Here is a 14,122-nt window from a genome sequence, read left to right as displayed (position 1 = left end):
TTATTGCTGGTCCTGCATCCACTGCTTCAGGCCGTTGACCCAGTTCTTGGCGGGCAGGTTGAACTGCTTCTTGATGGTGGCGGCGCGTTCGTATAAATCGCTGAAGTCGAGCGATGGGGATTTTTTGAAGGCCAGCACGACGATGTTTTCATCTTCCATTTCCGGCACCCAGACGACGGCGTCGAAAACCAGCTCCATCGCCTGCAGATTCTTGTCGTAGTTGGGGAAGTCGCCGAAGACATTCGTGCACATGATGCCGTCGTCCGTCAGGCAGTCGAAGCAAGCCTGGTAGAACTCGGGCGTGTCGAGCACGGGGCCGCGCGCGTCTTCGTCGTACAGGTCCACTTGCAGCGCGTCGACGGTGCCGTGATTGGCCGGATCGAGCACGAAGTCGAGCGCATTCATTTCGCGCACGTCGAGGCGCGCGTCGTTCGGCGGCAGCGCGAACTGGGCGCCGCAGATGGCGATCACGTTCGGATTGAGTTCGATGGCCGTGACCGTGGCGTCGGGGAAGCGGCGGTAGCTGAATTTGGTCAGCGCGGCGCTGCCCAGGCCCAGCTGCACGATGCGTTTGGGCTGCGTCTTGAACAGCATCCACATCATCATCATCTGCACGTATTCGAGCTCGATGGCGTCGGGTTTGTCCAGGCGCATGGCGCCCTGCACCCACTTGGTCCCCAGGTGCAGGTAGCGGATGCCGCGGTGTTCGGTGGTGGTGGCAGGCGGGTGGCCCGGGTGGCTGAAAGCGGTATGGCTGGTGGAGGTGAAGTCGGTCGTCATGGCGCCAGTTTAGCAGCCGGCTGAAAAAAAGACGCCGCAGCGTCTTTTTGGTGGGGAGCTCAAGATTGCTTGCGGCGTCGTGCCAGGAAGCCCAGTACGCCCAGGCCGGCCAGCAGCATGCCATAGGTTTCTGGTTCAGGAACGGGGGCCAGGTTCAGGTTGAAGGTGCCGCCATAGCTGCCGCCATTGCTGTTGCCCATCACGGTGAGGACCATCGGGCCGTTGAACAGCAGGTTGGTTGGCGCTAGCACCTCGCCCTGGGCATAGCCGAAGACGGTGGGTCCGCCAAAGCCCGTCAGGGCGATGCCGTTCAGGTTGGCACTGCTGAAGTTGATGGACGAAGCATCGCTGCCCGTGACCGACAGGTTGGCCAGGAAGGCTTGCGCGGTCGAACCGAACGTGGCGTCGGGCGTGAAGGTGAAGGTGTCGGTAAAGGCGCCGAGCGGATCGGGCGTGGCGTTGAAGCCGCCCGTCCACAGGTTGCCGGTGGTGTTGATCAGGTCCACGTTGTACGCTGTCGCCTGCGCTACGCCGATGGAAGCCGCGCTCAAGAGTGCTACTGCGATGAGTGATTTCAGTTTCATTTTTATCCCCGCGAAAAAACGATTAATGTTTCAAAAAAACCGTACCGCTCAGATAAATTATCGCCAGGACATTTCATTGTCAATGAGCTATTTTTATATCATTATGCAAACTTAAATAGCTTATTTCTAATACACGGGCATGGCGCTCGTTATGTTGCAATATTAAAAACTCTAATTATCAATATAATACTGAAAAATAATTGCGCAGCATGTGATGGAAAAATCGTTGCGCCAGTAACTAATTTCTGTCCAGCAAGGGAAGAATTAGAGTTACCGCCAGGCCGCCGTCCTCGCGGTTGGCCAGCGTGATGCGCCCGCCATGGGCTTCGGCGATTTCGCGCGCCAGCGCCAGGCCAAGTCCCGTGCCGCTGCGCTTGGTGGAATAAAACGGCACCAGCGCGTTTTCCAGCACGGCGCCGCTCATGCCCGGGCCGCGGTCGCGCACTTCGATGCGCAACTGCCCTTGCGCCTGGCTGACGTGCAGGCCGATGTGCTCTTCCCGCGAGCCCGATTCCAGCGCATTCTTGAGCAGGTTCAGCAGTGCCTGCTGCATTTGCGCCGCATCGAACACGGCCGCCTGCGCGGGCGGCGGGCAGTCGAGCCTGAAGGGCGCTTGCGAGGCCAGGCCATCGAGGAAAGGCTGCCACTCGCACGGCGCCAGGCGCGGTGCGGGCAGCTTGGCAAAGCGCGCATAGCCGAGGATGAAGGTTTCCAGGTGGCGCGTGCGCTCTTCGATGGTGGCGAGGATTTGCGGCAGGCGTTCCGTCTGGCCGCGGCGTACCAGTTCGGCACCGGAATGGGCCAGCGAGGCCAGCGGCGCCAGCGAGTTGTTGAGTTCATGGCTGATGACGCGGATGACTTTTTTCCAGGTCTGCACTTCCTGGCGGCGCAGTTCCAGTGTCAGCTGGCGCAACAGCAGCAGTTCGTGCTTGCGCCCGTTCAGGCTGAAGCTGCGCCGCGCCAAGTGGTACACCTCTTCCTGTTCCCCCTCGCCGCTGGTAAACAGGCCGTCGTTGCGGCGCGCGAGCGCCTCGGCCAAGGCCGGTGCCGCCTGCTGCACGATGTCGGCCAGGTGATGCCCTTCGAGCCGGCGGCCATGGTGCAGCAGCTGGCGCGCGGCCAGGTTGGCGTAGACGATGGCGCTGCCCTCGGCCACCAGCAGCATGGCCACCGGCGTGTTTTGCACCATGGTGTCGAGCAGCAGTTCGCGCTGCACCAGGTCCAGGCGCTGCTTGCGCAGCACGTCGCCGAGCGCATTGTGGGCCGCCACCAGGTCGGCCAGTTCATCGTTCTGCGGCCAGCGCAAGCTGAAGCCGAAGTCGCCGTCCTGGTAGCTGGCGACCGTGCCGCTCAGGGCGCGAAACAGCGACAGCATCGCCTGCAGCTGGGCGCGGATGGTGATGACGGCGACCGGCAACACACACAGCAGGGTACCCGCCAGCACCAGCAGCGGCTGGTCGGGTAAAAAATGCGCGAGCAGCAGGGCGATGACGATGCCCAGCACCAGCAAGGTGACGATCAGCGCCGTCCAGCGCGTGAGCAGGGAGAGGCGCATGGGACGGTAGGCCATCAGCCGCGCGCGATGCCCAGGCGTTCCATGCGCCGGTACAGCGCCTGGCGCGACAGTCCCAGTTCCTGCGCCGCCTGCGCCACCACGCCGTGTGCACGTGCGAGCGCCGCGGTGACGCTGTCGCGATCCGGTTCCGTCGCGGCGGCATCTTGCGGCGCGCGCAGCGATGGCAGTCCCGCCAGGGGCAAGCCCGTTTCCTGCGCGCGGATCAGCGGACCGGCCGTCAGCAGGCTGGCGCGCTGCATGACGTTTTTCAGTTCGCGCACATTGCCTGGCCAGCCGTGCGCCAGCAGGGTGGCCTGCGCCTGGGCGTCTAGGGTTTTTTCACTGCCCAGGAAATGCTGCGCCAGCACCAGGATGTCAAGCGGGCGCTGGGCCAGCGGCGGCAGGCGCAGTTCGATCACGTTCAGGCGGTAGAACAGGTCTTCGCGGAACGTGCCGGCCTTGATCATCGCCGGCAGGTCGGCGTTGCTGGCGCTGATGACGCGCACTTTCACCTGCCGCTCGCGGTTCGAGCCGAGGCGCTCGAAGCGTCCCGTTTCCAGCACGCGCAGCAGCTTCATTTGCCCGGCCAGCGGCAGGTTGCCTATCTCGTCGAGGAACAGCGTGCCGCCGTCGGCTGCGTCGAACTTGCCATCGCGCGCGCGGGTGATGCCCGTGTACGCGCCGGCCTCGGCGCCGAACAGTTCCGCCTCGATCAGGTCCACCGGCACGGCGCCGCAATTGAGCACCACGAAAGGACCGCTGGCGACCTGGGAATTGGCTTGCACGATGGCGGCGATGCGTTCCTTGCCGCTGCCGTTCGGCCCCGAAATGAGCACGGGCACGTCGGCGCGCGCCACCTGGCACGCCAGGTGCACCACGCGTTCGGTGGCCGGGTCTTGCCACACCATGCCGCGCAAGTCGAAGTCGTGTTCCAGCGCGTGGCGCTGGCGCTGCTCGGCCACCACGCGCTGGCGCAGCGCGCGGTTGGCTTGTCCCAGCTCCAGCAGGTTCTGCACGCTGGCGATCAGGCGCCGGTCGTCCCATGGCTTGGCCAGGTAGTCGGCCGCGCCGGACTTGATCAGGTCGACGGCCGCGTCGAGCTGCGTCCAGGCTGTTAGCAGGACCACGGGCAGGTCCGGGTAGCGCGCGCGGATGGCGTGGAACAGCGCGCTGCCTTCCTCGCCCGAGGTGGTGTCGGCCGTGAAGTTCATGTCCTGCACCACCAGGTCGATGGCGTGGCGTTCGAGCAGCTGCAGGCCTTCCTCGGGCGAGGCGGCGCGCACGGCGTCGATCTCGTGCAGGGAGAACAGCACGTCGAGCGCGATGGCCACGGCGGCATTGTCGTCAATAATCAGTACGGTAGGCATGCGCGCAGCATATCACTCAGGTGCCGGCTCAGGTACTGCGGGTGGCAGTGGCCGGTGAAATACTGGCCGCGCGCCATGCCGGGCCGTACACGGCGCCCACGCCCAGCAGCCAGAACACCAGCGCGCCGGCCAGCAGATAGCCGGGCGGCAGGCGCGCCATTTCCAGCTGGCTTACCAGCAGCTGGTTCAGGCCCAATGCCAGCAGCACGCCGCATGCCACGCCGACGCTGGTGATCATGAAATTCTCGGTCAGGAAATAGCGCAGGATGTCGATGCGGCGGGCACCGAGCGCGCGCCGCACGCCGATCTGCTTCCTGCGCTGCGTCACCCACAGGCTGGCGATGCCGACGATGCCGCTGGCCGTCACCAGCAGCAGCAAGGTCGACACGGCGATCAGCATCCATGACAGGCCGCGGTCGGCGCGATAGCGCAACTGGCGGTGCTGTTCCAGAGTGTCGATACGCACCAGCAGGCGGTCGCTGCTGGCGCTGCGGATGGCCTGTTCCGCTTCCCTGATCACGCGGTCGCGCTGGCCCGGTTCGGCGCGTACCGCGTAGAGCAGTGTATCGCGTCCTCCCGTCAGGCGCGCCGGCAGCAGGATCGAGTATTCGCCTTCGGCCCTGACCTGGCCGACCTGCGTTTGCAGACGCTCGACGACGCCGACCACGCGCAGCTCTGGATCATCGGCGCCGGTGCCCTTGTACAGCGTCTTGCCGACAAAGCTCGTTTCGCCGGGCCAGATTTTTTGCGCTGCGGCGAGCGTCACGATGGCCACCTTGGGGTAGCTGTCGTCGACATCTTCATCGATCTCGGGTACCTCCTCAGGCAGGAAGTCGCGTCCTTCCACCAGCTTCAAGCCATAGGTCTTGACCAGGGCATCGGGGGTGACGTAGGTCGATATGTTGGCGCTGGGCGTGACCTGGCTGCGCTTGGCCGACACGCTGGTGGAGTTGCCGGAGCGCGACAGCACCGCCTGCGACGTTTGCGCCACCGACAGCACGCCCGGCAAGGCGCGCAGCAGGGCCGCCTGGCGCTTCTGCTCGGCCAGTTGGCGCTGGTGGCTGCCGCGGTCCATGTTCTGGATATTGACATAAAAAATGTCGTTTTCAGCGGCCACGCCGGTGGGCCGTGCGGCCACGGCCTGGCGCAGGTTGACGATGTGCAGGGCATTGGCCAGGATGGCCAGGCTGATGGCGATCTGCACGGCCACCAGGATGGCGCCGGTTTTGCTGCGCATCAGCGCCGACAGGATGGGACGGATTTCCATGCTGGACCTCATAGTGAATAAGTGAATGTCATTGGGACTTGAGCTGGATCGCCGGCGTCACCTGGCAGGCGCGCCAGGTGGGCAACAGGCCGGCCAGCAGGGCTGCCAGCACCGACATGGCAAACGTCAGCAGCAGCATCGGCACATCCATGTGTGCCACGGTGCCCAGTTCCTCCGACTGCTTGCTGACCACGGCCAGGGCGCCAAACGCCAGCAGCAGGCCGATCACGCCGCCGGCCAGGCCGATCACGCCGCTTTCGATCAGGAACTGGCGAAAGATGTCGCGCCGCGTGGCGCCCAGCGCACGGCGGATACCGACCTCGCTGGCACGCACGGAAAACTTCGCCAGCAGCAGGCCGATGGTGTTCACCAGGCATAGCAACAGAAAGCCGAAGGCTAGCCAGGCTGCCAGTTTGTTGTCGTTGTCGACCACCTTCAGGAAGGCCATCCATTCGTTCAGGTCGTACAGCTTGTTGGGCGCATTGCGCATCATGCGTCCCAGCTTGCGCTGCTCGCCCGCGTAAGCGTCCAGGTATTGCTGCAGCTGGCCACGTTCGCCGCTGCTGGCCATTTCGAACCAGAACTGCAGCCAGGTGCAGCTGGAGTCGAGCCGGCCCTGGAAGCCGGGGGCTGTCTGGTCGCCATGGCAGCTCATGCCGCCGTCATGCTCCGCCTCGTGGCGAATCGCGCTGGCAAACGGGATGAAGAATTCGTCTTCCGCGCCGAATGCACCCTTGCTGCCGATGATGTGGTGCGGGCGTGGCACCACGTCCCAGGTCGCCAGCACGCCCGTCACCATGTAGGGGCGGCCCAGCACCGTGACGCGCTGGCCGACGGGGTTGTTCGTGCCCACCAGTTTTTCGGCCAGCGCCCGGCTCAGGACAATCACGTCGGCGCCGCTTGCGTCATCGGCTTCGCTCCACGGCTGGCCGTACAGGAATGGGGCGTCGAACATGCTGAAGAAATCGCGCGTGGGCGCCATGCCCTGGGAGTTGAACGATCCGATATCCTTGCGCGCCGGCTCGACCGGACCGGCCACGCCGTACATGACGGTGCGGCGCACGCCCACCTTGCTGGCCATGAAATTGCGCGCATCGATATAGCTCATCTGGACTTGCGCGAAGCCGGGTTTTTCTCCGGGAACGTAGCCTTTGACGGGCAGGATGTCGATCATCGGCACGAACAGGCGGTCGCTCTTGTGCGGCAGCGGATCGCCCGACATGGCGTGCAGGATGGTGACGGTGGAGACGCTGGCGGCCACGCCGACGGCCAGGGTCAGCACCATCAGCGCGGTCAGGGCGCGGTTGCGGCGCAGGTTGCGCAGACCCAGCGTGAAATAGTAGCGGAACATGTTCTCTCCTTACGCGGTCACGGGGTGCTGCAGCTTGGCCGACAGCGAGGCGCTGTGCTGCACCAAATCCGACACCTGGCCGTCGATGATGTGCACATTGCGCTGGCTGCGCAGCGCCAGTTCCGGATCGTGCGTGACCATCAGAATGGTGGTGCCTTGCGCATTGATCTCTTCCAGCAGCTCCATCACGCCACGCGCCATCTGGGTGTCCAGGTTGCCCGTCGGTTCATCGGCCAGCAGCAGCTTGGGCGAGCCGGCCAGCGCGCGCGCGATCGCCACGCGCTGCTGCTGGCCGCCCGACAATTCGGCCGGATAATGCTTCATGCGCGATGCCAGACCGACCTTGGCCAGCGCTTCCTCGATGCGCTCCTTGCGCTCGGCGCGGTTGAAACCGCGGTAGCGCAGCGGCACATCGACGTTGTCGAACAGCGACAGGTCGGGAATCAGATTAAAACCCTGGAAGATGAAGCCGAGTTTTTCATTGCGCAGGCGCGAGCGGGCATTGTCGTCCATGCCCTTGACGTTGACGCCGTCAAGGATGTATTCACCGTCGGTGAATTCCTCGAGCAGACCGGCGATGTTCAGGAAGCTCGTCTTGCCCGAGCCGGACGGCCCGGTGACGGTGACGAATTCACCTTGTTGCACATGGATGTCGAAGCCGCGCAGCGCGTGGGTTTCGATCATGTGGGTGCGGTAGACTTTGCTCAGGTTTTGCATGCGCAGCATGGCGGGGCCTCTCAGGATATAAGTTGAATGATGTGTCAGTTGAGCGAGACGCGGGCAGCGTTCTCGAAATTTTCCGTGCCGGCGACCACCACCTTGTCGCCCAGTTTCAAGCCGTCGAGGATTTCCACTGCCGCGACGCTGGTCGCACCCAGTTTGATCGGCGTGCGAATGGCCACGCCGTCGCGCACGACGTAGGCGAAGCGGCCACCTTCGGCTTCGACGAAAGAGCCGCGCGCCAGCATCAGCACATTCGGTTTTTCATCGATCAGCAAGCGCGCCGCCACGCGCTGGTTCTGGCGCAGGCCGGCCGGTTGCGCGCCATCGAAACGCACGCGCGCCAGCACCTGGTTTTTGACCACCTCGGGCGACAGCGCCGACAGCTTGCCGGTCGCCCGGATGACGCCCGTTTCGATCTCGGCGCGCATGCCCAGGCCCATGTCGGCCACATAGGTTTCAGGCACCTCGAGCTCGACTTCCAGCTGCGACAGGTCGACCAGGGTCATCAGGGCCGTATTGGCTTGCACCACGCTGCGGTTGGCCACCGACAGGGTGCCGATAAAGCCGTTGACGGGCGCGCGCACGGTCAATTCATCGACCCTGCGCTGGGCGTTGTCGCGCACCAGGCGCTGGCGTTCGAGTTCATTGCTTTTTGTTTTCAGGGCCAGGGTTACGTCTTCGCTTTCCAGGCCTGCCGCCTGGGACGCGTGCTTGCTGCGGATATCGGCCGAATTCAAGGCATCCTTGGCCTTCTGGTAATCGATCTTGGCGATGATGCCCACCTGCGCCACGCTTTCATAGCGTTCGAGCGTGCGCTGTGCGGACAGGCGCTCGATTTCGGCCGTATCGGCTTCACGGCGCGCCAGCAGTTTCTGCTTCTTGGCCAGGATCTGCTGGCGCGCCACTTCCGCTTCCAGCTGCTGCACGCTCGATTGTTCGCGCTTGAGGGCGTCGGACAGGTCGGGCGACTCCAGCACGGCCAGGATGTCGCCCTTTTTCACCGTGTCACCCGCCTTTGCCTTCAGCGTGACGGTGGCCACGGTGGTCGAATACAAGGTCGGGCTGATCGAGGCCACCACGCGGCCAGTGACGGCCGCGTCACGGATCAGGGTGCCGCGCGTGACGTCGGCCATGCGCAGGCGGCTGCTGTTGACGGAATGTTCGCTGTTGCGCCAGCCGGCAACGACAGCGATGCCGGCGCCGATGATGATGACGGCGCCGGCCAGCAGCAGGGCGCGTTGCTTGTGGCGCTGGCCCGGCGGGGCGGACAGGACGGCGTCTTGGGAGGAAGTATCGCGGATCATGGTCAGGTCTCGTGAAGGATACCTTTCTCAATGCACAATCCGTGCCATTTGTTAAGTATTTGATTTAAATGGGAAAAATATTTTGCGTCCGGCTGTCCGCCGTGTCCGCGTTGTCCAGCATGTCCGTCCGCTCAGGTTGCACTTGATAAATTGGCAATCGCCTGCATCTGCTGGTACATACCTTTCATAGACTCCTCCCCAGGCGCCATGCATCCGTTCTTCCAGCAACTTTTCCCTGCCCGTGTCTTCGCGCCGGCGCTCGATTATCCTTTTGCGCGCAGCGACGTGGCAATGCTGCAGCGGCTGGCGGGCGAGGCGCCAGCGCTGGACGGCCAGACCTGGGACGAACTGCTGCTCGACCAGTATGCGGCGCAGCTGGCGTGCGAGACCAGCATCTTCGGCCAGCAGGAGCTGCACCGGCGCCTGAGCGGCGGCCAGGCCGATCTGGCCTCCATTGCCCGCGTCCGGAGATTGCTGGACGATCCGGCCCAGGCGGCCAGCCTGCAGCGCGCCTGCTTGCCATTGCGTCAGGCCGACACGGAAGTGAGCGAGACCCTGTTTGGCGCGGCGCTGGCGCCGGCGCCCTGGTGGAGTGCCTGGCTCTGGCTGGTGCCGCTGGCCTTGTTACTGGCCATCGCCGCCACCTGGCTGGTAGGGTGGCCGGCCCTGTTTGGCATGCTGGCCGCCTGTGTGGCGCTGATGACCGTGCAGGTGCGTTTTTACGAAAGCGCCAAGGCGTGGGAGCGCACGCTCGATACCTTGCGCTATCTGCTGAAAACCCGCACCGCGCTGGCGCGGCTCGATGTGCCGGCAGTCTTGCCATTGGCTGCGGAGGGTGCGCAGGCGGCAAAACTGACGCGCGCCATCGAGCGTTCGCTGTTGCATTACGTGCCCTTCATCGATACGGTACTGGTCGAATATGGCGACTGGCTCCTGCTGAAAAACGTCAAGCGCTATTTCCGCACGCGCCAGCTGGTGGCGGGGCAGCTGCCCTTTTTGCGCGACAGCTTTACCCGGGTGGCCCAGCTGGAAGCGGACCTGGCCCTGGCGCGCCACCTGCGCGGCCGTGCGCAGCTCTGCTGGGCGCAGGAAGCGGGCGCGTGCCAATTGTCGCTCGACGCGATGGTGCATCCACTGCTGGACGGCGCCAAGCCCCTGTCGCTGCGGCTCGATGGCCGCGGCGCCTTCATTTCGGGGCAGAATGCGGTGGGTAAAAGTACTTTGTTGCGCGGCGTGGGGCTCAACCTGATCAGTGCGCGCGCCTTCGGCTTTTGCTATGCGCAGGCGGCCCGGGTGCCCCTGCTGCCCCTGTATTCGAGCATGCAGAATGAAGACTCGCTCGATGGCGGCGAAAGTTTGTACATCGCCGAATTGCGGCGCGCGCGCGAATTGCTGGCGCTGGCCAGGGAGGGCGCGCCGGCCTTGTTCCTGATCGATGAAATCTTCCGCGGTACGAACCACCTCGAATCGGTGGCCGCCGCTGCCGCCGTGCTGCACAGCCTGGCGGCCCAGCACCTGGTGCTCGTCTCGTCGCACAACCTCGTACTGGGACCGCTGCTGGAAGACTGCCTGGCGCCGTGGTGCGTGCGCCGTGATGATGCCGGCGCGCTATTGCTGGCGCCCGGCGTGCTGCAGGCCACGAATGGCATCGCCCTGCTGGCGCAGCGCGGTTTTGACGCCGGCATCGCGGTCAAGGCCGGGCGCGTCTTCGACTGGCTCAGCACGCACATGGCGCAGCCGGCCGATTGCGGCGGCGTCCTCGAACAGGCCTGATGGCCGCGCTTACTTTTCCTGTTTCTCCGGCGTGCTCTTGTCGATCACTTCGCGGCAATCGCCGCGGATGATGGCGTTGTCGTAGTTGGTCCAGCCATAGCTGTCGACGTAGCGCTTGTGCTGTTTGAAGCGGGGGCTGGCGATGCTCCATTCGGGTTGTTCGCCGGCAAAACGGATGTCGCCCAGGTCGAGCAGGGTGTGGAACATGTTTTCCGTCGACAGGCGCGCCTTTTGATGGCGCCGCAGTTGCGTCACCTTGTCCGGATAATGCTGCTGGAATTGCGGCGAATACCAGACGAAGGCGGGCACGTGGAATTCGAACTGCGTGTTGTGGCCATGGAAGGCCAGGCGGCAGGTGCCGTCGTACAGGGTCTGGCCGTGATCGGCCACGTAGACGAGCGAGCTGCGCAGGGCCGTGCGCTGGCCATCGTCCTTCAGCATGCCGATCACGTTCGACAGGAACCAGTCCGTGTACAGGATGGAGCTGTCGTAGCTGTTGTTCAGCTGCGGCTTGATGGCCGTGTCCGTGTAGACGGGCTTGTCGACGCCGAACAGCGACGGCTGCCACTTGTCGAATTGTTTGGGATAGCGCTGGCTGTAGTTCCAGTGGCTGCCCAGCGTGTGCAGCACGATTAGTTTTTTCGGCGCCGGGTCGGCCAGCGCGTTCTTGAACGGATCGAACAGGATCTGGTCGAAGTTCGAATTGTTGGTAAAGCCGCCCAGGTTCAGAAATTGCACCACGTCCGCTTCCTTGGCAAACACGGACACGGGCGTGTCAAACTGGCCGAAGGAAATTTGGTTCGATAGCCAGTAGGTCTTGAAGCCCGCTTCCTTGTAGGCGGTGAGGAAGGATTTTTCCGAGAAGCCATCCTTGAGGCTTTGCGTGGCCGGCTTGCGCGAGATGATGACGGGCACGGACAGGCGCGTGGCGGAGACGGCCGTGATGACGTCGGCCAGCGGCACCAGGTTGCTTTCCTGTTTCAGCAGGGGATTCGTGTCGCGTTCGTAGCCGTTCAGGCTCCAGCGGTCGTAGCGCGACGATTCGCCGATCACCATGACCACCACTTCCGGATGGGGATCGGGTTGTTGCTGGTGCGCGCCGAAACGGAAGCTGCTGCTTTTCTGTCCCAGTTCGGCCAGGTATTTGCGTTCCTTGTAGAAATCGAAGCCGCGCGCGGCCAGGCCGAAGGGCCAGGAATTGCTGACGGTGTCGAAGGCGTAGGGCAGGCGCGCCCAGTGGGGCAGGCTGGGCCAGCCCAGGCCCGTCTCGTCGGCGCCGGCGATGCTGGCGTTCTCCGGCTTGCTGCTTTCCTCGTCTTCCTCGGCCGTTTCGTCATCGGCCGAGCTGGCGTCGCCGAAGCCGGAGGCGCCCGCCTTGCCGTTGGCCGTCGAGTTGCTGGCCTTGGCCGATACGGGGGCGCTGTGCAGGACTTTGGCGTCGAAACCGAATTCGTAGCCATACCACCAGAAGCCGCCCAGTAGGAGCAACAGCACAAAGGCGACCGGGCGCGTCTTGCCGCGCCAGTCGAGGTCGCGCGTGCGCGCGGCCGCAAACCAGCTGGCAGCGCACCAGGCGATCACGCCCAGCATGACGGCGCCCATCAGCCATACTTTTTGCCCGAGGAATTCCATCGCTTCCTTGGGGCTGGTTTCGAAGATGATACCCAGGTGGTGCGTGGAAATGCCCTGGCCATAGAAGATGAACAGGTAGATTTCTGTTGGCAGGGCCAGGAAGGCGGGCACCAGCAGCCAGTGGAAATATGCGGGGCGCTTGAACACGCTCCAGACGGCAAGCCAGGCCAGCAGTTCGAACGTGAGCATCTGCCAGGGATACTCGAGCGGACGTCCCAGCAGCGCGGGGATGAAGGGCACGGCCGTCAGCAAGGCGTAGGTCAGCAGCAGGAACAGAGTGGCGGGGCGAAGCAAGGAGCGCATAAAGGAGGGCAGCGAAAAATGTCCGCTATTATCAATCCTTTTGTTGTCTTGCGGTCATACAAGAATGTGCGCGCCCGAAGCTTGGTTACAGAGAAAGAATGCCAAATCATCAAGCGCCGCGAGGTGCCGGCACCCGCGCGCCGCCCCAAAAAGTTAGTCAAAATGCCACAAAAGTGCCGCTTTTTTGCCTTTTTTTATAGCAAAAAGCGGTAAACTGATTGACCCCCTGTAACACAAGGTCTAAACTAGCGAGTTCTCGATTTTATTCTGCTCATCGTTTACGTATTGCTTGGCATTTCATGGCCGCTCCTTATCGAGTGGCTGCGGGCGCCTCCGGTGCGCAGTAGATGAAAGCGGGACGAGGTTTTAGTCGCCGGGCATCTTGCCCGGGTTATTAATCGTAGTTTTTTGTTGGATTTATAACGATGCCAACCATCAATCAATTGATTCGCAATCCACGCGTCGCTTTGACCGTGAAGAGCAAATCGCCGGCGCTGGAAAACAGCCCGCAAAAACGTGGCGTCTGCACACGTGTTTACACCACGACTCCAAAGAAGCCTAACTCGGCTCTGCGTAAAGTCGCTAAAGTTCGTCTGACCAATGGTTTCGAAGTCATTTCGTACATTGGCGGTGAAGGCCATAACCTGCAAGAGCATAGTGTTGTGCTGTTGCGCGGCGGCCGCGTTAAGGATTTGCCGGGTGTGCGTTACCACATGGTTCGCGGTGCCCTGGATACCCAAGGCGTTAAAGACCGTAAGCAATCGCGTTCGAAGTACGGTACCAAGCGCGCTAAAGCAGGCAAGAAGTAATAAGTTGTACGCAGCAAACCCAAGTTTCGCTCAGTGGCAACTAGCTAAGTGAATGTAGTCGACCGCATCTGGTCGAGTAAGTGGAGGACTATGATGGTCGTCCGCGAGTGTGCGAAGAACGCGCGCTCAACTGAAGATTGAAAGGAATTGATATGCCACGTCGTCGTGAAGTACCCAAGCGCGAAATTTTGCCAGATCCAAAATTCGGCAACACTGATGTCGCTAAATTTGTAAACGTGCTGATGCTGTCCGGTAAGAAATCGGTTGCAGAAAACATCATCTACGGTGCTTTCGAGCATATCGCAGCAAAATCGGGTAAAGATCCACTCGAAGTTTTTGCTACCGCAATCAACAACGCCAAGCCGTTGGTTGAGGTGAAATCCCGTCGCGTCGGTGGTGCAAACTACCAGGTGCCGGTCGAAGTTCGCCCAGTCCGTCGTATGGCTCTGTCCATGCGTTGGTTGCGTGAAGCTGCTAACAAGCGCAGCGAAAAATCGATGCCACAACGCCTCGGCGGTGAGCTGATGGAAGCGGCTGAAAGCCGCGGCGGCGCGATGAAAAAACGCGACGAAGTCCATCGTATGGCTGAAGCGAACAAAGCGTTCTCGCATTTCCGCTTCTAATATAAAGCCAGCTACCGCAAGGCGGCTGTCAAGCATCTGTTGTTCGAGGCC

General features: G+C 62.8%; 13 protein-coding genes. 4 read left to right on the top strand and 9 right to left on the bottom strand.

The genetic code is table 11. The annotated features are described in order from the left end of the window. The 8 genes from O0881_RS17915 to O0881_RS17880 form a co-directional block, all read right to left on the bottom strand. Entirely contained in the window at positions 1-780 is a 780-nt protein-coding gene (locus O0881_RS17915; protein ID WP_289899536.1) for a spermidine synthase, read from the bottom strand. Between the two features lie 59 nt (positions 781-839). Beyond that, a complete protein-coding gene (locus tag O0881_RS17910) occupies positions 840-1,364 on the bottom strand; it encodes an FxDxF family PEP-CTERM protein (protein WP_099665750.1) in 525 nt (174 codons plus the stop codon). A gap of 238 nt (positions 1,365-1,602) precedes the next feature. Beyond that, positions 1,603-2,919: an ATP-binding protein gene (locus O0881_RS17905; RefSeq protein ID WP_289905807.1), complete on the bottom strand. Its 1,317-nt coding sequence runs from the start codon at positions 2,917-2,919 to the stop codon at positions 1,603-1,605. 14 nt (positions 2,920-2,933) lie between these two features. Next, complete coding sequence (locus O0881_RS17900) at positions 2,934-4,286, bottom strand: sigma-54 dependent transcriptional regulator (protein WP_289912409.1); 1,353 nt, start codon at positions 4,284-4,286, stop codon at positions 2,934-2,936. 28 nt (positions 4,287-4,314) lie between these two features. After that, on the bottom strand, positions 4,315-5,553 hold the full coding sequence (locus O0881_RS17895) for an FtsX-like permease family protein (protein WP_289912408.1): 1,239 nt from the start codon (positions 5,551-5,553) through the stop codon (positions 4,315-4,317). A 28-nt stretch (positions 5,554-5,581) separates the two neighbouring features. Then, the gene (locus O0881_RS17890; protein WP_289912407.1) at positions 5,582-6,904 is read right to left on the bottom strand and encodes an ABC transporter permease; all 1,323 of its coding nucleotides are present in this window, start codon (positions 6,902-6,904) and stop codon (positions 5,582-5,584) included. 9 nt (positions 6,905-6,913) lie between these two features. Then, entirely contained in the window at positions 6,914-7,630 is a 717-nt protein-coding gene (locus O0881_RS17885) for an ABC transporter ATP-binding protein (protein WP_289912406.1), read from the bottom strand. Positions 7,631-7,665: 35 nt separating this feature from the next. After that, positions 7,666-8,931 carry an efflux RND transporter periplasmic adaptor subunit gene (locus O0881_RS17880; protein WP_289912404.1) on the bottom strand — a complete coding sequence of 422 codons (1,266 nt, stop codon included), beginning with the start codon at positions 8,929-8,931 and terminating at the stop codon, positions 7,666-7,668. A gap of 207 nt (positions 8,932-9,138) precedes the next feature. Between O0881_RS17880 and O0881_RS17875 the strand changes: the two genes are divergently transcribed. After that, positions 9,139-10,704 carry a DNA mismatch repair protein MutS gene (locus O0881_RS17875; protein WP_289912403.1) on the top strand — a complete coding sequence of 522 codons (1,566 nt, stop codon included), beginning with the start codon at positions 9,139-9,141 and terminating at the stop codon, positions 10,702-10,704. Between the two features lie 9 nt (positions 10,705-10,713). On the opposite strand, the gene O0881_RS17870 is transcribed toward O0881_RS17875, so the two are convergent. Beyond that, positions 10,714-12,639, bottom strand: coding sequence for a phosphoethanolamine transferase (locus O0881_RS17870; protein WP_289912402.1), 1,926 nt, complete (start codon positions 12,637-12,639; stop codon positions 10,714-10,716). A gap of 18 nt (positions 12,640-12,657) precedes the next feature. On the opposite strand from O0881_RS17870, the gene O0881_RS17865 reads away from it, so the two are divergent. The 3 genes from O0881_RS17865 to rpsG all read left to right on the top strand — a co-directional run bounded on the left by O0881_RS17865 (position 12,658) and on the right by rpsG (position 14,071). Continuing rightward, complete coding sequence (locus O0881_RS17865; RefSeq protein ID WP_289912401.1) at positions 12,658-12,852, top strand: hypothetical protein; 195 nt, start codon at positions 12,658-12,660, stop codon at positions 12,850-12,852. Between the two features lie 212 nt (positions 12,853-13,064). Continuing rightward, the gene (gene rpsL, locus O0881_RS17860) at positions 13,065-13,448 is read left to right on the top strand and encodes a 30S ribosomal protein S12 (protein WP_010394376.1); all 384 of its coding nucleotides are present in this window, start codon (positions 13,065-13,067) and stop codon (positions 13,446-13,448) included. Positions 13,449-13,600: 152 nt separating this feature from the next. Then, the gene (gene rpsG, locus O0881_RS17855; RefSeq protein ID WP_010394377.1) at positions 13,601-14,071 is read left to right on the top strand and encodes a 30S ribosomal protein S7; all 471 of its coding nucleotides are present in this window, start codon (positions 13,601-13,603) and stop codon (positions 14,069-14,071) included. The last annotated feature ends 51 nt before the right edge of the window (positions 14,072-14,122 follow it).

The organism is Janthinobacterium sp. SUN100 (genome assembly GCF_030397705.1).
In the GTDB taxonomy this organism is placed as follows: domain Bacteria; phylum Pseudomonadota; class Gammaproteobacteria; order Burkholderiales; family Burkholderiaceae_D; genus Janthinobacterium; species Janthinobacterium kumbetense.
The sequence above is the reverse complement of the archived record's forward strand: the minus strand, read 5'-3'. Positions and strand labels throughout refer to the sequence as shown.

Bases quoted from the DNA above. Each gene is read 5' to 3' on its own strand.
- O0881_RS17900 (WP_289912409.1), bottom strand. From the start codon at position 4,286: ATGCCTACCGTACTGATTATTGACGACAATGCCGCCGTGGCCATCGCG.
- O0881_RS17870 (WP_289912402.1), bottom strand. From the start codon at position 12,639: ATGCGCTCCTTGCTTCGCCCCGCCACTCTGTTCCTGCTGCTGACCTAC.
- O0881_RS17895 (WP_289912408.1), bottom strand. From the start codon at position 5,553: ATGGAAATCCGTCCCATCCTGTCGGCGCTGATGCGCAGCAAAACCGGC.
- rpsL (WP_010394376.1), top strand. From the start codon at position 13,065: ATGCCAACCATCAATCAATTGATTCGCAATCCACGCGTCGCTTTGACC.
- O0881_RS17885 (WP_289912406.1), bottom strand. From the start codon at position 7,630: ATGCTGCGCATGCAAAACCTGAGCAAAGTCTACCGCACCCACATGATC.
- O0881_RS17875 (WP_289912403.1), top strand. From the start codon at position 9,139: ATGCATCCGTTCTTCCAGCAACTTTTCCCTGCCCGTGTCTTCGCGCCG.
- rpsG (WP_010394377.1), top strand. From the start codon at position 13,601: ATGCCACGTCGTCGTGAAGTACCCAAGCGCGAAATTTTGCCAGATCCA.
- O0881_RS17905 (WP_289905807.1), bottom strand. From the start codon at position 2,919: ATGCGCCTCTCCCTGCTCACGCGCTGGACGGCGCTGATCGTCACCTTG.
- O0881_RS17910 (WP_099665750.1), bottom strand. From the start codon at position 1,364: ATGAAACTGAAATCACTCATCGCAGTAGCACTCTTGAGCGCGGCTTCC.
- O0881_RS17915 (WP_289899536.1), bottom strand. From the start codon at position 780: ATGACGACCGACTTCACCTCCACCAGCCATACCGCTTTCAGCCACCCG.
- O0881_RS17865 (WP_289912401.1), top strand. From the start codon at position 12,658: ATGTCCGCTATTATCAATCCTTTTGTTGTCTTGCGGTCATACAAGAAT.
- O0881_RS17890 (WP_289912407.1), bottom strand. From the start codon at position 6,904: ATGTTCCGCTACTATTTCACGCTGGGTCTGCGCAACCTGCGCCGCAAC.
- O0881_RS17880 (WP_289912404.1), bottom strand. From the start codon at position 8,931: ATGATCCGCGATACTTCCTCCCAAGACGCCGTCCTGTCCGCCCCGCCG.